At 72.9% G+C, this 16,842-nt stretch carries 15 protein-coding genes; 7 read left to right on the top strand and 8 right to left on the bottom strand.

Features of this window, described 5'->3' with window-relative positions; genetic code table 11:
* Positions 1 to 58 precede the first annotated feature (58 nt).
* The 6 genes from O7597_RS11805 to O7597_RS11780 all read left to right on the top strand — a co-directional run bounded on the left by O7597_RS11805 (position 59) and on the right by O7597_RS11780 (position 5,605).
* Positions 59 to 1,330 carry a histidine kinase gene (locus O7597_RS11805; protein WP_281582722.1) on the top strand — a complete coding sequence of 424 codons (1,272 nt, stop codon included), beginning with the start codon at positions 59 to 61 and terminating at the stop codon, positions 1,328 to 1,330.
* Positions 1,327 to 1,986 (top strand): response regulator transcription factor, encoded by a 660-nt coding sequence (locus O7597_RS11800; protein ID WP_269740530.1) that lies wholly within the window; start codon positions 1,327 to 1,329, stop codon positions 1,984 to 1,986. The genes O7597_RS11805 and O7597_RS11800 overlap by 4 nt, the downstream gene beginning before the upstream one ends.
* Before the next feature lie 232 nt (positions 1,987 to 2,218).
* A complete protein-coding gene (locus O7597_RS11795; protein WP_281582721.1) occupies positions 2,219 to 3,961 on the top strand; it encodes a proline--tRNA ligase in 1,743 nt (580 codons plus the stop codon).
* Positions 3,962 to 4,038: 77 nt separating this feature from the next.
* The gene (locus tag O7597_RS11790; RefSeq protein ID WP_269740532.1) at positions 4,039 to 4,464 is read left to right on the top strand and encodes a CBS domain-containing protein; all 426 of its coding nucleotides are present in this window, start codon (positions 4,039 to 4,041) and stop codon (positions 4,462 to 4,464) included.
* A 25-nt stretch (positions 4,465 to 4,489) separates the two neighbouring features.
* The gene (locus O7597_RS11785; RefSeq protein WP_164448749.1) at positions 4,490 to 4,918 is read left to right on the top strand and encodes a SufE family protein; all 429 of its coding nucleotides are present in this window, start codon (positions 4,490 to 4,492) and stop codon (positions 4,916 to 4,918) included.
* Positions 4,919 to 4,969: 51 nt separating this feature from the next.
* Entirely contained in the window at positions 4,970 to 5,605 is a 636-nt protein-coding gene (locus tag O7597_RS11780; RefSeq protein WP_281582720.1) for a DsbA family oxidoreductase, read from the top strand.
* Positions 5,606 to 5,660: 55 nt separating this feature from the next.
* Here the strand turns inward: O7597_RS11780 and O7597_RS11775 are convergent, their stop codons facing one another.
* The 6 genes from O7597_RS11775 to O7597_RS11750 form a co-directional block, all read right to left on the bottom strand.
* Positions 5,661 to 6,209 (bottom strand): YbaK/EbsC family protein, encoded by a 549-nt coding sequence (locus O7597_RS11775; protein ID WP_269742690.1) that lies wholly within the window; start codon positions 6,207 to 6,209, stop codon positions 5,661 to 5,663.
* 61 nt (positions 6,210 to 6,270) lie between these two features.
* Positions 6,271 to 6,468, bottom strand: a complete 198-nt coding sequence (locus O7597_RS11770; RefSeq protein ID WP_093409275.1) for a hypothetical protein — start codon at positions 6,466 to 6,468, stop codon at positions 6,271 to 6,273.
* A gap of 37 nt (positions 6,469 to 6,505) precedes the next feature.
* Positions 6,506 to 7,285: an NAD(P)H-binding protein gene (locus tag O7597_RS11765; RefSeq protein ID WP_269740535.1), complete on the bottom strand. Its 780-nt coding sequence runs from the start codon at positions 7,283 to 7,285 to the stop codon at positions 6,506 to 6,508.
* 70 nt (positions 7,286 to 7,355) lie between these two features.
* Positions 7,356 to 7,988, bottom strand: coding sequence for a GAP family protein (locus O7597_RS11760; protein ID WP_269740536.1), 633 nt, complete (start codon positions 7,986 to 7,988; stop codon positions 7,356 to 7,358).
* Positions 7,989 to 8,148: 160 nt separating this feature from the next.
* Positions 8,149 to 9,528: an MFS transporter gene (locus tag O7597_RS11755; protein ID WP_281582719.1), complete on the bottom strand. Its 1,380-nt coding sequence runs from the start codon at positions 9,526 to 9,528 to the stop codon at positions 8,149 to 8,151.
* A 54-nt stretch (positions 9,529 to 9,582) separates the two neighbouring features.
* Positions 9,583 to 9,843 carry a hypothetical protein gene (locus O7597_RS11750; RefSeq protein ID WP_269740538.1) on the bottom strand — a complete coding sequence of 87 codons (261 nt, stop codon included), beginning with the start codon at positions 9,841 to 9,843 and terminating at the stop codon, positions 9,583 to 9,585.
* A 151-nt stretch (positions 9,844 to 9,994) separates the two neighbouring features.
* Here O7597_RS11750 and O7597_RS11745 point away from each other — a divergent pair, with 151 nt between their 5' ends.
* Positions 9,995 to 14,506 carry an HAD-IC family P-type ATPase gene (locus O7597_RS11745; RefSeq protein WP_281582718.1) on the top strand — a complete coding sequence of 1,504 codons (4,512 nt, stop codon included), beginning with the start codon at positions 9,995 to 9,997 and terminating at the stop codon, positions 14,504 to 14,506.
* Positions 14,507 to 14,512: 6 nt separating this feature from the next.
* On the opposite strand, the gene O7597_RS11740 is transcribed toward O7597_RS11745, so the two are convergent.
* Positions 14,513 to 15,481, bottom strand: a complete 969-nt coding sequence (locus tag O7597_RS11740; RefSeq protein ID WP_269742691.1) for an L-threonylcarbamoyladenylate synthase — start codon at positions 15,479 to 15,481, stop codon at positions 14,513 to 14,515.
* A 137-nt stretch (positions 15,482 to 15,618) separates the two neighbouring features.
* Positions 15,619 to 16,821 carry a low temperature requirement protein A gene (locus O7597_RS11735; RefSeq protein ID WP_269740540.1) on the bottom strand — a complete coding sequence of 401 codons (1,203 nt, stop codon included), beginning with the start codon at positions 16,819 to 16,821 and terminating at the stop codon, positions 15,619 to 15,621.
* Between the last annotated feature and the right edge of the window lie 21 nt (positions 16,822 to 16,842).

The raw sequence follows: 16,842 nt of genomic DNA, 5'->3' as shown, positions 1-16,842 counted from the left end.
TCCCCGGTGTCGCCTTCCGACGACTCCAGCGGCCCCGACCTCGCCGTACGCTGATTTCGTGGCCGGCCAGTCGACGCAGCGGAGGGTACGTCCGTGGGTCACCGACGCGCTCCTCGGCGCGGGCGTGGCCGGCACCGTGTCGGTCGTCATCACCGCGAACGAGGGTGGCCGGCACGGGCCGGACCAGCTCGCGTACCTGTGGGCCGTCGGTCTGGGCGCGCTGATGCTGGTCCGGCGGCGCTACCCGGTGCTGGTGCTGGCCGTCAGCGTGCTCGGTCTGTTCGCCTACTACGCCGCCGGCTACCCGGCCATCGGGCTGGCCGTGCCGGTCGCCGCCGCCCTGTTCTCCGCCGCCGAGCACGGCCGGATCGCCGCCTCGATCGTCGCCGCCGTGCTGGTGGTCGTGGTGTCGGTGGTCTTCCGGCTGGCCGAGGGACAGGACTTCTCCTTCGTCGTCGGCTACGAGCTGGCTGGGCACGTCCTGCTGATGGGTGCGGCGATCGCCCTCGGCGACAGCCTGCGCTCCCGCCGCGCCGCCCAGGCGGACGCCCGCCGGATCGCCGAACTGACCGAGGCCCGGTACCGGCAGGAGGCACAGGCCCGCCTCCGGGACGAGCGGATGGCGATCGCCCGTGACCTGCACGACTCCCTCGGCCACACCACCTCGGTGATCGCCCTGCACGCCGACGTCGCCCGGGAGGCGCTGGGCCGGGACGAGACCGCCGCCCGGTCGGCGCTGGAGCTGATCCGGTCCACCGCCCGCCGCAGCATGGACGACCTGCGGCGGACGGTGACCCTGCTGCGATCACCGGGTGACCCGCCACGCACGGTGGTCTCGCTGGCCAACTTCGACGCGGTGACGTTGGCCGCCTCGGCCGCCGGCTTCGACGTCGACGTGCGGGTGGCCGTCGACGCGCCGCTGCCGGCGCCGGTGGAGGCCGCCGCCTTCCGGATCGCGCAGGAGGCGGTCACCAACGTGGTCCGGCACTCCGCCGGCAGCCGCGTCCAGATCCGTGCCGAGCAGCACGGCGACCAGCTCACCGTCACCGTGACCGACACTGGCTCCGACCCGGCACCCGGCACAGAACCGACGGGCGACGCAGACCCGACGGGCGGCGCAGAGCCGACGGGCGGCGCAGAGCCGGCCGGAGCGCCGATCTACCCCGAAGCCGCGAACGGCCGGTCCGAGCCGCCGACGGTGGCTCGAACCGGGCACGGCATCGCCGGGATGCGGGAACGGGCCGAGAGTCTCGGCGGCACGCTGACCGCCGGGCACCGGCAGACGGGATTCGAGGTACGCGCGGTGCTGCCCCTGCGGGAGCCGACGTGACGAGCGTGCTGGTGGTCGACGACCAGGATCTCGTGCGCGCGGGGATACGCACCCTGCTGGCGGCCGACCCTCAGCTCACCGTGGTTGGGGAGGCCGCCGACGGCCGTTCCGCGCTGCGCCTGGCCCGTCAGTTGCGGCCGGACGTCGTACTCATGGACATCCGGATGCCGGTGATGGACGGCCTGGCCGCCACCGCGGCGATCCGCGCCGACGACGCCCTGGCGGCCACCCGGGTGCTGATCCTCACCACCTTCGACGACGACGAGGACATCGTCGAGGCGGTCGGTCTCGGTGCCGCCGGTTACCTGCTGAAGGACACGCCCTCGGACGACCTGCGACGGGCGGTGCACACGGCCGCCGCCGGTGGGAACCTGCTCTCGCCGACGGTCGCCCGCCGGGTCATGGAACGGCTCGCCGCGACACCGAAGCAACCGCCGCCCGATCCCCGGCTCTCCGTGCTCACCGACCGGGAGCGTGCCGTGCTGGCCCGGGTCGGGCTGGGCGAGACCAACGACGAGATCGGCCGTGCCCTCTTCATCAGCCCGGCGACCGCCCGCACCTACGTCAGCCGCCTGCTCACCAAACTGAACGCCCGCGACCGCACCGCCCTAGCCGTGATAGCCCACCGCGCCGGCCTGACCACCCCCCACCCGTAACCCACCACCCGCCCGCGTCCCCCACCGCGCCCCGCCCTTTCCCCACCGCGCCCCGCCCTTTCCGGGCCCGCCCTTCCACGTTGATCAAGAAGTTCTGGTCATGGATCGGCCGTTTCCCGACCAAAACTTCTTGATCAACGCGCCGAGAGCCTGGGGGCCTGGGGGGCCGGGGCGCGAGGGGGGGGGTGGAAATGGGTCGGTGGGGTGGGGGGTGGGGTTCTAGGGTGCGGGGGTGATGCTGCGTATGTCGACGTCGCTGATTCGGACCCTGCGGGAGGATCCGGCGGACGCGGAGGTGCCGAGCCACCGGTTGCTGCTGCGGGCCGGGTACATCCGCAGGGCGGCACCGGGCGGCTACACCTGGCTGCCGCTGGGCCGGCTCGTGCTGGAGCGGGTCACCGAGATCGTGCGGGCCGAGATGACCGCGATCGGCGACCAGGAGGTGCACTTTCCGGCGCTGCTGCCCGCCGAGCCGTACCGCACCAGCGGGCGGTGGACCGAGTACGGCGACGACATCTTCACCCTGGCCGACCGGCGCGGTGCCGAGCACCTGCTGGCACCGACCCACGAGGAGTTGGCCGCGCTGCTGGTCAAGGACCTGCTCACCTCGTACCGCGATCTGCCGGTGACGCTGTTCCAGATCCAGACCAAGTTCCGCGACGAGGCCCGTCCCCGCGCCGGTCTGCTGCGCGGACGCGAGTTCCTGATGAAGGACGCGTACTCCTTCGACCTGGACGACGAGGGCCTGCGGGCCGCGTACGGCCGGCACCGTGCGGCGTACCAGCGGATCTTCGACCGGCTCGGCCTCGACTACACGGTGGTGCACGCGATGTCGGGCGCGATGGGTGGCTCCGCGTCCGAGGAGTTCCTGGCCGCCACGCCGGTCGGCGAGGACACCTACGTCGGCTGCACCGACTGCCACTACGCGGCGAACACCGAGGCGGTGACCACACCCGCACCGGCGTCCGGCGACCTGCGGGCGCACCCGGCGACCGAGGTGCACGACACGCCGGAGACGCCGACCATCGCCAGCCTGGTCGCGCTGGCCAACGACCGCCGCCTGGCCGGTCGGGACGACTGGTCGGCCGCCGACACCCTGAAGAACGTCGTGCTGACGGTACGCCGACCGGGCGCCGAAGCGCCGGAACTGCTGGTGGTCGGGTTGCCCGGTGATCGGGAGGTCGACCTGAAACGGCTGGCCGCCACGCTGGCACCGGCCACGGTGGACGTCTTCGAGGCCTGGGACGAGCATCCCGAGCTGGTGCGGGGCTATCTCGGGCCGCAGATCCTCGGCAAACTCGGCGTCCGCTACCTGGTCGATCCCCGGGTCGTGCCGGGCACCGCCTGGCTGACCGGGGCGAACGAGCCGGGCCGGCACGCCACGAACGTGGTGTGTGGCCGGGACTTCACCCCCGACGGCACGGTCGAGGCCGCCGAGGTACGTCCCGGTGACCCCTGCCCGGCCTGTGCCACCGGCCGGTTGACCATGCGCCGGGGCATCGAGATCGGCCACATCTTCCAGCTCGGTCGCCGCTACACCGACGCCTTCGCGGTGGACGTGCTCGGTCCACAGGGCAAGCCGGTCCGGCCCACCATGGGCTGCTACGGCATCGGGGTGTCCCGGGCGGTGACGGCGATCGCCGAGCAGCACCACGACGCTCGGGGACTGGTGTGGCCGGCCTCGGTCGCGCCGTGCGACGTGCATCTGGTGGCCGCCGGCAAGGGCCCGCAGCTCGACGCGGCGCTCGACCTCGGCGCCCGGCTCGCCGACGCGGGCCTGCGGGTGCTCGTCGACGACCGGACCGCCGTCTCCGCCGGGGTGAAGTTCACCGACGCCGAGTTGATCGGCATCCCGCGCACCGTCGTGGTCGGACGCCGCCTGGCCGACGGGTACGTCGAGTTGCGCGACCGGGCGACCGGGGAGCGCACCGAGCTACCCGTGGCGGACGTGCTGGAGAAACTGTTGCACGGGTAGGCGGAAAACATGGTGTAGCCGTCAGGTGACGGGGTACCGCATTCCGATCGGCTCGACGTTGCTCTGGAGGGGCTCTCATGACCGGTTACCGGGTCGCTGACGTGATGACCAGGCAGGTGATCTACCTGCCGGCGGAGACCACCCTCGACGAGGCGGCCAGGGTGATGAAGGAGGCCGACATCGGCGACGTCGTCGTCACCGACGGCGCGAACCTGGCCGGCATCCTGACCGACCGCGACATCGTGGTACGCGCGGTGGCGGAGAACGCCAACGCCAGCACCACCACCATCGGTTCGATCGTCACCCGCGAGGTCGTCATGATCGAGCAGTTCTGCACCGCGGGTGAGGCCGCGTCGCTGATGCGTGAGCGCGGCATTCGACGCGTGCTCGTCTGCGACAACGAACGCAAGCTGGTCGGCATCGTCTCCCTCGGCGACCTCGCCATGCAGCTCGACCCCACCTCAGCGCTCAGCGAGATCAGCGAGCAGTCGCCCACGGTCTGAGGACGGCCGCCGGTAGCCTGGCGGGATGCCCGAGATGCCGAGCAAGCTGGCCGAGATCGTCGACGAGTTCGCCGCCGCGCCACGCGACGTGGTGCTGGAGATGCTGCTGGAGTACTCCGACGCCGTGCCGCCGCTGCCCGCCGGGCATCCCGGGCACGAGGGCATGGAGCAGGTCGTGGAGTGCCAGACCCCGTTCTTCCTGCGCGCCGAGGTGACCTCCGAGGGCACCGTCGACACCCTGTTCGACTGCCCGCCGGAGGCACCCACCACCCGGGCGTTCGCCGGCATCCTCGCCGAAGGGCTGGCGGGCGCCACCCCGGAACAGGTCCTCGCCGTGCCGGACGACCTGTACCAGCGGATGGGTCTGGCGCAGGCGATCAGCCCGCTGCGGGTACGCGGCGGCACCGCCATCCTCGCCCGGCTCAAGCGGCAGGTCCGCGAACAGACGGCGTGACCCCGGCGGCAGTCGGGAACAGACCTGCCGGTCAGCGGGTTGTCTCCGGTCATGGAGATCGACATCTACGCCGACGTGGTCTGCCCCTGGTGCTGGATCGGCCGCCGCCGACTGGCGCAGGCGCTCGCGTCGTACGACGGCGCGGTGACCGTCCGGCATCGGCCGTTCCAGCTGGACCCGTCGCCGGTGCCGACGCCGCGTCCGACCCTCGACGTGCTGGCCGAGAAGTTCGGTGGCCCGGAGCAGGCCCGGCAGCTGGTCGCCCGGGTCGCCGAGGTGGGCGCGAGCGTCGGTCTGGAGCTGCGCTTCGACCGGGCGATCGCGGCGAACACCTTCGACGCGCACCGGCTGACCAACTGGGCCGGCCAGCGGGACCGGGACGGTGAGTTGGTCGAGGCTCTGCACCGGGCCCACTTCGTCGACGGCGTGGACGTGGGCTCACGGGAGGCGCTGGCCGGGGTGGCCGCGACCGTCGGGCTGGACGGCGACGAGGCCCGTCGCTTCCTCGAATCCGACGAAGGGGTCGCCGAGCTGCGGGCCGAGTTGGCCGCCGCCCGGCAGCTCGGGGTCACGAGCGTGCCCACCTTCGTGCTCGCCGGCAGGTACGGGGTCACCGGGGCGCAGGAACCGGAAACCCTGCTCGCCGCCCTTGCCGAGGTGGCGCAGCGCGAGGCCGCCGCACCCTGACAGCCATCGACGTCGTTGATGTTTCACGTGCAACGACATCGACTTCGGTCGACGGTCAGGCCGGCCTGGCCAGGTCCTCCACCACGCGCGCGCCGGGCAGCGCGGCCAGCGCCGGGCCCGGCAGCGCGATCTTGCTGTGTCGTACGCCCGAACCGATCACCACGTACGGCGTGGCCACCACCCGCGAGTCGACCAGGATCGGCCACTGCAACGGCAACCCGATCGGCGTGATCCCGCCGTACTCCATACCGGTCAGCTCCACCGCGTCGGCCATCGGGGCGAAGCTCGCCTTGCGGACGTCCAGCGCCCGGCGGGCCACCCCGTTCACGTCCGCCCGGGTGGTGGCGAGCACCAGGCAGGCCGCGTACCGGGTCACCCCCTCGCGCTTACCGGCCACGACGACGCAGTTGGCCGACTCGTCCAGCCCGACGTCGTACGCGGCGCAGAACGCCGCGGTGTCGGCGAGGTCGGCGTCGATCGGCGCGACAAGCACCGTGTCGACGTCCACCGGCGCGTCGGCCGGCCACCGGTCCAGCGCGGCGGCGACCGGCGCGGCCAACAGGTCGGCGCGGGTGCGGGCGGGCTCGGTCTTCAGCGTTCCCATCACGCCTGTGATCGTCGCATCCGCAGCCCGCGACGCGGACCGGGGACCGGAGGTTGGCAACTCAGCCCTCGTTGGTCAGGAAGCCGTGCCGCTCCAACATCGCCCGGTCCCGGGAGGCGGCCATCTCCTCCGCCCGCGCGGCCTGGACGCGGCGCACCTCGATGTCCTCCATCGCGTGCCGCACCGCGAGTCGGATCACGCCGTAGAGGAAGACGAACCCGCAGACGTACAGGAGGCTGGTGATGACGAACGTGAGCATGGCTCGACGGTAGGACGAACGTGAACCCGAGCAGGTGTCATCGCGCCGTTGTTCGCCCGTACGTGTCGGACAGGTAGTCGGCCCAGGTCCGCCGGCCAGCCGGTCGGGCGTCGGTGACCAGGCCACCCCCGCGCAGTTCCCGGCCGAGGCGGCCGGGAAAGCGGATCGGCAGCAGCGGGCGGCGGGAGCCGCGTGCCTGCCGCCAGGCCCGCACCGCCGCGTCGAAGCGTTGCACCTCGGGGCCGCCGTACTCGACGATGCCGCCGCGTGCTCCGGCCCGGAGCAGCTCGACCAGCTTGTCCGCCACCTCGCCGGCGTCGACCGGCTGGGCCAACACCGCCCGGTCACCGACGACCGGGCCGAGCTTGCTGGACAGCCGCAGCAGTTCGTCGATGAACGGGAAGAACTGGGTGGCCCGCAGCACCGTCCACGGCACCGACCCGTCGGCGACGACCTGCTCGGCGGCCAGCTTGTGCCGGTAGTACGAGTAGGGCACCCGGTCCACGCCGACGATCGAGACGTACACCAGGTGCGTCACCCCGGCGTCGGCGGCAGCACTGACCAGGCGGCGGGTGCCGAGCACATCGATCTGGTGGGTTCGCCGGGTCGGCGAGGACGCCAGGTGCAGCACCGCGTCCACCTCGGTCACCGCCGCGGCGATCCCTTCGCCGGTGGCCAGGTCGGCCACCACCCACCGCACCCCCGATCCGGTACGCGGCCGGCGGCTGGTGGCCCGCACCTCGAAGCCCGCGTCGACCAGCCGGGGCAGCACCTCCCGGCCCAGCGTGCCACCCGCACCGGTGACCAGTACGCGCATGTCAACCTCCCTCGTCGCCTGCCCGCTCGACGGAACGAGCCGTACTCGACGTGACCGGCTGTGAGCGGACTCACTTCGCCAGGTCGAGCACCGTGATCACCACGAAGAGCCCGATGACCGCCTCGCTGACCAGCCAGGAGTGGTTGTTCGCCCAGTCCCGGATACGCGGCAGCAGCACCGCCGCCCGACGGCCGAGCAGCAGCAGCGCCAGCAGTGGCAGGGCGAGCAGGGCCAACGTGAGCAGTACGAAGGGCAGCAGGTGCCACCACGGCAGGTCGTGCCGGGCGGCGCTGGCTCCGACGGTCGCCATGGTCAGGTCGTCGGAGGGCATCCCCAGGAACAGCAGCAGGCCCACCTTCGCCGCGTACCCGGGGCTGGCGTGCTGGAGCTGACCCATCCACCGGGGCGGCCCCGCGTGCCGGCGGAGGAACACCACCACCGCCAGCACCGCCAGCAGCACCAGCACGAACCAGTCGATCCACCGCTCGACGGTGCCCCGGCCCGCACCGGTGAAATTGATCTTGAATTGATGGACCGCCAGCCAGGCCAGCGTCGTGCCACCGAGGACGACGAGCGCCGCACCCGCCAGATAGCCCAGCGAGGCGGCCCGTGGCCGGTCGGACGAGGCGAAGAAGACCGCCGCCACCAGTTGCGTGCCGGCGACCATCACCACGGCCAACGGCAGCAGCGTCAGGAAGGTCATCGCCAGCCCATCCTGCCGGCTGCCCCGACCGCGCACCGCCACTTCCGCGATCCACCCGCCACCCGCCCCGGTCAGCAGGCACCGGACCGGTCAGACCGACACCGCTCCCAGCAGGCACCCGGCCCGGTCGGACCGACACCGATCGGCAGGCACCCGGCCGTCAGACCGAGACCGGACGCGGCGTCGGCACGACCCGACCGGCCAGCAGGGCACCGACCAGGGCGAGTCCGGCCGCCACGGCGAGAGTCAGCCCGTAGGCGAAGCGGCCCGGTGCCGCCCCGGCGGCGAGCACCGCACCGGTCAGCGCCAGCACCGTCGCCGACGCGAGCGAGTCGCACAGTTGCAGCGACGAGCTGTTACGCCCCTGCTCGCCGGGCGCCGACAACTCCAGGGTGAGCGCCGACAGCGACGGAAAGAGCAGGCCCATGCCGAGCCCGGCGACCGCCCAGCCGAGAACGCCCACCCACACCGGTACCGCCGGGACGACGCAGCCGCCCACCACCGCGGTGCCGGCCGTGATGCAGGTCAGACCGGCCCTCGGCAGCGTGCCCCGGGACCGGGGCGACCGGATCCGCGCCTGCAACCACGAGCCGAGCGACCAGGACAGCGCCCCGGTGGTGAGCACCAGCCCCGCCGCCGTCGGCGTGAATCCCCGCTCCCGCGACAGCATCAACGGGATCACCACCTCGGCACCGACGAACGCGGCCGAGGCCAGCCCCCGCAGCCCGACCACGGTGGGCAGGCCGCGACCGGCGCGCAGGAACCCGGCCGGCAGCAGTCGCGGAACGCAGCTCAGCATGCCGACCAGGGCGAGCCCGACCAGCGACGCGGCGGCGACGCCACGCTGCTGACCCCCGATGTGCAACAGTGCGGCGCTCACCCCCGCCCCGCAGGCCCAGCCGATCCGCGCCAGCGCCCCGACGGAGCGGCGGACCGGACCGGCCACCCCGATCGACCGCAGCCCCGGATGGATCAACAGCACCGCCGGCACCGCCACCACCGGCACCGCCAGGAACACCCACCGCCAGCCGACGTACTCCACGACCAACCCCGCCACCACCGGACCGACAAGCGACGGGACCACCCAGGCCGCGGCGAACGCGGCGAAGATGCGGCGGTGCAACCGCTCCGGGTACGCCTGCGCGACGATCACGTACAGCGCCACCGACAGCAGGCCCGAACCGAAGCCCTGCACGATCCGACCCACCACCAGCGTCGCCATGTCGGTGGCCGCGCCGGCGAGCAGCAACCCAGCGACGAACCCGGCGAGACCTGCCCACATCGGCGCACTCGGACCCCGCCGGTCACACCAGATTCCGGAGAGCACCATCGCCACCACGCCGGCCGCGAACGGGCCACCGAAGGCGATCCCGTACAACGCGAGACCGTCCAGGGCCCGGGCGACCGTGGGCATGGCGGTGCCGACCGCCAACGCCTCGAACGCCAGCAACGAGACAAGCGCCACGCTGCCCACCGTCATGGCCCGCAGTCGAGGGGCGAACAGCGACTCGGCGGGTAGCGGGGACGGGGCGATCAGCATGGGGCAATCCTCGGACCTCAACCCACCTTCAGGTCAAGGGTGACGCGGCTTACCTCAGGCCGACTCCAGCGCCTCGCCCAGCCCTTTGGCCAGCCCGGACAGGTGCTGGTCGGCCAGCAGGTGCCCGGCCGTGATCACCAGCGCCAACGGCCACTCGATCACCTGGAGCGCGGTCAGCACCCCGATGCCGGCGTAGTAGGTCAGCTTGTCGGGTGGCGGCACCGCTACCTCCCCCAGCAACGGCACATTCACCCGGCGGGTGAACATCTGCAACGACTCCCGGGTGCCACTGAGTTGTCGTGTCAGCGCACTCATCTCGCCTCCCCCTACCGTCGACGCCCACCTCGGATTCCTCCGCCGCAGCCGTCCATGCCCGGCCGAGCAGGAAACTTTTCCCAGCTCCGAGGGGCATAAGGGACGTCCTGCCGGGAAGCCAGGCCGCCGGGCACGAACGGTGGGAGGCGAGATGCGGTTTGGCGCCGTCGGAGTACCTCCGGTGGTGGAAGCCGCCTCCCGCCGCGTGGGTGCCACCGCGACCCGGCTCGCCCGGGCGGCCGGGCTGAGCAGCCGGCGGGTCTGGTCCCGCCCCGGCCGGCACCACATCGAGGTCCACGGCGTCTGCCAGGACGGCGGCGACACCCTCGCCCGCCAGGTCGAGACGGCGTTGGAACGAATGCCGGGAGTCACCTGGGCGCGGGTGAACGCCCCCTCCGGCCGCGTGGTCGTCGCCGTCGACACACCGGGACCGAAGGTACGCGAACTGGTCGCCACCATCTCCCGCGTCGAACGGACCTGCCCACACGAACCGGATCCGGAGATCCCACCGCCGCACCCACCCGAGGAGGGTCCGCGGACCCCGCGGACCCTCGGCGCCCTCGCCTCCGACGCGCTCGGCCTGACCATCTCCGCGGCCACCCGGATCCTGCCCGTCACCCCGGTCCCCGGCGAGGTATCCGGACTGCTCACCGCCATCGACCTGCACCCGAAGCTGCACGCCCTCGCCGGTCTGGGACTACGCCGCGACCCCCGCGCCGACGTCCTCTTCCCCCTCGCCGAGGCGGTGGTGCAGGGCCTCACCGGCGGCTGGACCGGAATAGTGCTCGACGGCGCACAGCGGATCGTGCAGTGGGGTGAAGGGCTGGCCCAGCTACGTGCCTGGGAGAAGGCCGAACCCCGGCTCACCGGCGACCCGGACCGCGCCGTCGCGCGTACCCCCGACTTCGAGCGGCCCTGCCCGAAGCCCGACGGCTCCGTCGAGCGGTACATCAACCGGATGCTCGCCGGCGGCGCCGCCACCTTCGCCGCCGCGACGCCCGTGGTCGGCCCGAAACGAGCCGCCGCCCTGGGCCTGTCCGCGCTGCCCAAGGCACCCGGCAGCGGGCGCGAGGGGTACGCGGCCCAACTCGGCCGGATCCTCGCCCGACGCGGCGTCATCGCGATGGACCGCAGCGTGCTGCGCGAACTCGACCGCATCGACACGCTGGTGCTCGACGCCCGGATCCTCGGCTCCGACCGGGGTGTCCTGGCCGACCTGGCCCCGCTGCCCGGCGTCGACACGTCCCAGGTCGCCGCCCAGGCGTTCACCCTCTTCGAACCGACCGCACCGCACGACGTACACCAGCTCGACGGTTGGCGGCTCGGCCCGCTGGACCGGCTCGACGTGCCCGACCCCGGCGACACCGACGACAGCCGACGGCTCCGCGCACGCGGCGGCACCCTGCTCGGCCTGGCCCGGGCCGACGCCCTCAGGGCCGTGCTGCGCGTCGAACCGGAGCCGGCACCCGGTGTCGAAGCCCTGCCGGCCGTCGCCCGGCAGGCCGGCCTGCGACTCGTCGTGGCCGGCGGCGACCCGCAGCGGTACGCCTCCGCCGACGCGCTGATGCCCGGCGACGACCAGCTCACCGAGTCGGTACGCGCCCTGCAACGAGAGGGCGCCGTGGTGATGCTGGTCTCCGGCGACCGCTCGGCGCTGGCCGCCGCGGACTGCGGCCTGGGCCTCGCCGACCCCGACGATCCCCCGCCCTGGGGGGCACACCTGCTGGTCGGCACCGACCTGCGGATCGTCGCCCTGCTCATCGAAGCGGCCGGCGTGGCCCGGCGGATGACCGCACAGAACCTGCGCATCGGATTGGCCGGCACCGGCCTCGGCGCCCTCGGCGCCTTCACCGCCGACCCGGCCCTGCTGCCCGGCCGTACGCTCGCCTCGGTCAACGGCGCGGCGGCGCTGGCCTTCGCCCACGGTGTGTGGCGGGCCGGTCGGTTGACCGAGGTGACCGCCGCCCCCGCACCCGCGATCACCGCCTGGCATCTGATGCCGGTACCCACCGTCATCGACCAGCTCGGCACCGGCCGCGACGGGTTGACCGAGACCGAGGCCCAGCGGCGACACTCCGCTCGCCCGGGTGAGGCCGCCGGCCCCGGCGGGCTGCTCCGCGCCTTCGTCGACGAACTCGCCAACCCGCTCACCCCGGTGCTCGCCGCCGGAGCGGTGCTCTCCGCCAGCTTCGGCTCCCTCGTCGACGCCGCCCTGGTCGGCGGGGTCGTCGGAGCGTCCGCACTGGTCGGCGCGGTACACCAGCGCAACACGGAGAAGTCGCTGGCCGAGCTGCTGTCCCGCTCGGCGGTGACCGCCCGGGTCCGCCGCGACGGCGTCGAACGGGTGGTACCCGCCGACGACCTCGTCCCCGGCGACGTGATCGTGCTCGAGTCCGGCGACGCCGTACCCGCCGACTGCCGGGTGTTGACCTCCGTCGGATTGGAAGCCGACGAGTCCTCCCTGACCGGCGAGTCGCTGCCGGTCGCCAAGACCGACCAACCGGTGGTCGCCGCCGCCGTGGCCGAGCGCTCCTCGATGGTCTACGAAGGCACCAGCATCGCCGCCGGCCGGGGCGACGCCGTGGTCGTCGCCACCGGCGCGGACACCGAGGCCGGACGCAGCCTTGCCCTGGCCGGGCAGGCACCACCGGTCAGCGGGGTCGAGGCCCGCCTGGGCAAGCTGACCCGAACCGCCATCCCACTGGCCGCCGGGTCGGCGGTCGCGGTGGCCGGCGCCGGGCTGCTGCGGGGCGTACCGCTGGCCCAGACGGCCGCGACCGCCGCGAACCTGGCCGTCGCCTCGGTGCCCGAGGGACTGCCGTTCCTGGTCAGCGCCGCCCAACTGGCCGCCGCCCGGCGGCTCGCCGAGCACGGTGCGCTGGTCCGCAACCCGCGCACCATCGAGGCACTGGGCCGGGTCGACGTGCTCTGCTTCGACAAGACCGGCACCCTCACCGAGGGGCACCTGATGCTGGCCGGGGTGGGTGACGCCGACTCGTACTCCCCGCCGGAACACCTCGACGACCGGCTGCGACGCACCCTGGCGGCGGCATTGCGGGCCACCCCGGCCGCCGACGACCCCGAGGAACTCTCCATGCAGACCGACCGGGCGGTGCTGCGGGGCGCCCGCGCCGCCGGCGTCGGGGAACACGACGGGGCGGCCGGCTGGCGGGCCGTCGGTGGTCTGCCGTTCGAACCGTCGCGCGGCTACCACGCCAGCGTCGGCGAGACCGACAACGGGCTGCTGCTCAGCGTGAAGGGCGCACCGGAGGCCGTGATACCCCGCTGCTCCGCGAACCGCGTCGACGGACGCGACGAGCCGCTCGACGACGCCGGCCGCGCCGAACTGCACCGGCTGCTCGGCGAACGGGCCGGCGCGGGACACCGCATCCTCGCCGTCGCCGAGTGCACCGTCGCCGCCCCCGACGTCACCGACGACGGCGTACGCGGCCTGGTCTTCACCGGGTTCCTGGCCATCGCCGACGGGGTACGCGCCAGCGCCGCGCCGGCCGTCCGCCGGATCCGCCAGGCGGGCGTGCACACCATCATGATCACCGGCGACCATCCGGCAACCGCCGAGGCGATCGCCGCCACCATCAGCGACGGCGACGCCCAACGGGTGGTCACCGCCACCGAACTCGACGAACTCGACGACGTCGCCCTCGCCGAGCGGCTGGCCGGCACCGACGTGGTCGCCCGCTGCACCCCGGCCCACAAGGTCCGCATCATCCAGGCGTTGCAGAAGTGCGGTCGTACCGTCGCGATGACCGGCGACGGCGCCAACGACGCCCCCGCCATCCGGCTGGCCGACGTGGGCATCGCCCTCGGTCAACGCGGCACCCCGGCGGCGCGTGCCGCAGCCGACCTGGTGGTCACCGACGACCGGCTGGAGACCATCATCGCCACCCTCGTCGAAGGCCGGGCGATGTGGTCCTCGGTCCGCCACGCGCTGAGCATCCTCGTCGGCGGCAACCTCGGCGAGATCGCCTTCAGCGTGCTGACCGCCGCCGCCACCGGCCGGGCCGCACTCAACGGACGCCAACTGCTGCTGGTCAACCTGCTCACCGACATGGCACCCGCGCTGGCCATCGCCGTACGGCCACCCGGCGGCGACCACGCCGACGGGTTGCTCCGCGAAGGCCCGGACAGCTCACTCGGCCAGACCATGACCCGGGAGATCGGGTTGCGCGCCGCCGCCACCACCCTCGGTGCGACCACCGGCTGGACACTCGCCCGCTACACCGGCACCCGCCGACGCGCCGGCACCGTCGCCCTGGTCTCCCTGGTCGGCACCCAGCTCGGCCAGACCGTGCTGGCCGGCGGCACCAGCCCGACCGTGCTCGCCTCCACCGCCGCGTCCTTCGGCGTGCTGGCCGCGGTGGTGCAGACCCCCGGGCTGAGCCAGTTCTTCGGCTGCACCCCGCTGGGGCCGGTCGGCTGGACCATCGCCACCGGATCCGCGCTCGGCGCCACCCTCGCCAACGGCGCCCTCACCCGCCTCGTCGCGCGCTTCCCGCAATCCGAAGACGAGCAGGCCGAAGGCGAGCAGGCCGGCAACCGGCGGGACGACGGCGATGGGGTCGACGGCGGGCCAGCGGACGACCGGCCCCACGTCGGCCGGCCGACCGACAGCGGACGGGAAGCCGCTGCGCACCACGGGTGACCGGCGTCAGACCTGTTGCTCGTGGGCGGCGGGATCCCAGGTGGCGGCGGCACGGCGCAGCCGGTCGTTGACGGCCCGCCCCAGACCGATGTCCGGTACCGGCTCCACGACGATCTCGGTCACCTTGGCGGCGTCCAGTCGGTGCAACGCGTCGAAAAGGCGGGCCGCCGCCTCGGTCAGGTCACCGGAGACGGAGAGCACCTCCACCGCCGCCCAGTCGCCCGCCGGCCCGTCCCGGAACGCCAGATACCCACGATCCGCACCCGCCGGCTCCGCGCCGGACACCAGCCGCAACCGCGTACGCGGCGCGTAGTGCGCGGCCAAGGTGCCCGGCGCGACCGGCTGCCCCGAGCTACCCGGCCGCACCGTCACCGGCCCGGTGACCTTCTCCAATTCCTCCACCGGCAACGCACCGAGCCGCAGCACCACCGGACGGTCCCCCCGGGCGTCCACGATCGTCGACTCGATCCCACAGCGGGTCGGCCCGCCATCGAGCACCAGGTCCACGGCCGCACCCAGCCCACGCACCACGTGCTCCGCACGGGTGGGACTGAGCTGACCGAACCGGTTCGCGCTAGGCGCGGCCACCGGCACCCCGGCGGCGGCGATCAGCCGCCGAGCGTGCTCGTGATCCGGTACCCGCACCGCCATGCTGTCCAGCCCGGACGTCACGATCGGCGGAATCTCGGCCGGTCGATCCACGATCAGGGTCAACGGCCCCGGCCAGAACCGGGCGGCCAGCGCCGCCACGGCCGGCGACACCGGACCCACCAGCGGCTCCAGATCCGCCGCGTCGGCCAGATGGGTGATCAGCGGATCGAAACTCGGCCGCTGCTTGGCCTCGAAGATCCGAGCCGCCGCCCGCGCGTCCAACGCGTTCGCCCCGAGCCCGTAGACGGTCTCCGTCGGAAACGCCACCAACCCACCCGTACGCAACACGGCAGCCGCCTCGCCGAGGTCACCGTCGGCAGGCAGGACACGGGGAGATCCGATGCTCACCCCTCCGACGCTAGCCTGCCGCCGACAACCTGCCGTGCGTCACCCCGGGGACGGCGATCGTTCGACCGGCGGACCCTGGCTACCGGCGAGGATCGGCCAGCCCCGAAGGTCAACTAGCTTTGACCGCGTCCACCCCACCAGGACAGGTTCGTCCTCGTCTCGGCAGGGTGTGGCAGCTCAGGCGGCCGGCCAGCAGACCGCAGGATATCGAGGAGAGCGACACCCAGCAGGACGACTGCGGCGGTGATTCCCGCCGCCAATGGCGGGACGGTCAGTAGCGGCACGCCGGTGGCGAGGAGCAGTGCGATTCCCACCCAACGGCGCGGAGAGATGCGGTCGAAGACCGCCCGTTCAAGAGCGGCCCTACCGAGCAGGTAGCAGACAGGACCGCCGATGATCATGACAAGCCAGGCGGGGTAGGTGGGTCCCATCGGGTGCAGCTGAATCAGTTCGTGCCCGACCGCGACGAACACGATTCCGAGGATCACCACCACGTGAGCGGCGCCGATGAAGCGGCCCAGAGCGGCCGGGTCGCTGGCATTGGCGACCGTCTCCTTCAGTACCTGCCCCACACGGTGGAAGTAGATCCGCCACAGCAGCACCGCGAGAACGAATGCCACAACCAGCCCGATGCTCTCGTAGCCGCCCGGTTGGCGCTGCCCGCTGGCGTAGCTGATGCCCGCCGCGAGGATCGTCTCGCCGAGGGCGATCAGGACCAATTGCTGAAAGCGGTCAGCGAGGTGATGGGGCGACAGCGCCCACGCCGATTCCCGCCCACGTCCCAAGCGGGGTAACGGCCAGCCCGACCGCGTCCCGCAATAGTCGACCACCACAGCCAAGGTCCAGAACATCACCCGCGCCGACCCGGAGTTCAGTGCTCCGACGGTCCACAGCAGTGCCACCGGAACGGACCAGAGCAGCGGCCGAAGGAGCATCCGAGCGAGCGGATGCCCACGGACGAAATAGCCGGTAACCAGCACGCGCCCGACGTGGGTGACGGCGAACGCCAGCGCGAAGGCAAGGCCGGCACCTTCGAAGGCGTACGGCACGCTCGCGCCCATGACCAGCAGCGCGAACGCCGTACCCAGGACCACCCACTGTGTCTGCGGAACTCGCGGATTGAACCGCGCGGTGACATAGGCGGTGATCATCCAAGTCCAGATGAGCGGTGCGAACAGCAGCATCATCTGCCCTATCGCGGTCCATCGCCTGGCGATGTCGGAGCCTTCCAGGCACGGTCCCTGAAGGCCGGACGCAGCCCGGGCCACCAACCGGTTGAGCGCGAACACCATCACCAGGTCGAAGAAGAGCTCCACATACGTGGCCTGCTGCGTGCT

Source organism: Verrucosispora sp. WMMC514 (assembly GCF_027497295.1).
Taxonomy (GTDB): domain Bacteria; phylum Actinomycetota; class Actinomycetes; order Mycobacteriales; family Micromonosporaceae; genus Micromonospora; species Micromonospora palythoicola.
Note: the sequence above shows the minus strand (reverse complement) of the source record. Positions and strands in the feature narration are given on the sequence as shown.

Excerpts from the sequence above, each read along its gene's own strand:
- O7597_RS11790 (WP_269740532.1), top strand. The coding sequence starts at position 4,039 with ATGACCGGTTACCGGGTCGCTGACGTGATGACCAGGCAGGTGATCTAC.
- O7597_RS11785 (WP_164448749.1), top strand. The coding sequence starts at position 4,490 with ATGCCCGAGATGCCGAGCAAGCTGGCCGAGATCGTCGACGAGTTCGCC.
- O7597_RS11780 (WP_281582720.1), top strand. The coding sequence starts at position 4,970 with ATGGAGATCGACATCTACGCCGACGTGGTCTGCCCCTGGTGCTGGATC.
- O7597_RS11775 (WP_269742690.1), bottom strand. The coding sequence starts at position 6,209 with ATGGGAACGCTGAAGACCGAGCCCGCCCGCACCCGCGCCGACCTGTTG.
- O7597_RS11770 (WP_093409275.1), bottom strand. The coding sequence starts at position 6,468 with ATGCTCACGTTCGTCATCACCAGCCTCCTGTACGTCTGCGGGTTCGTC.
- O7597_RS11765 (WP_269740535.1), bottom strand. The coding sequence starts at position 7,285 with ATGCGCGTACTGGTCACCGGTGCGGGTGGCACGCTGGGCCGGGAGGTG.
- O7597_RS11760 (WP_269740536.1), bottom strand. The coding sequence starts at position 7,988 with ATGACCTTCCTGACGCTGCTGCCGTTGGCCGTGGTGATGGTCGCCGGC.
- O7597_RS11755 (WP_281582719.1), bottom strand. The coding sequence starts at position 9,528 with ATGCTGATCGCCCCGTCCCCGCTACCCGCCGAGTCGCTGTTCGCCCCT.
- O7597_RS11750 (WP_269740538.1), bottom strand. The coding sequence starts at position 9,843 with ATGAGTGCGCTGACACGACAACTCAGTGGCACCCGGGAGTCGTTGCAG.
- O7597_RS11745 (WP_281582718.1), top strand. The coding sequence starts at position 9,995 with ATGCGGTTTGGCGCCGTCGGAGTACCTCCGGTGGTGGAAGCCGCCTCC.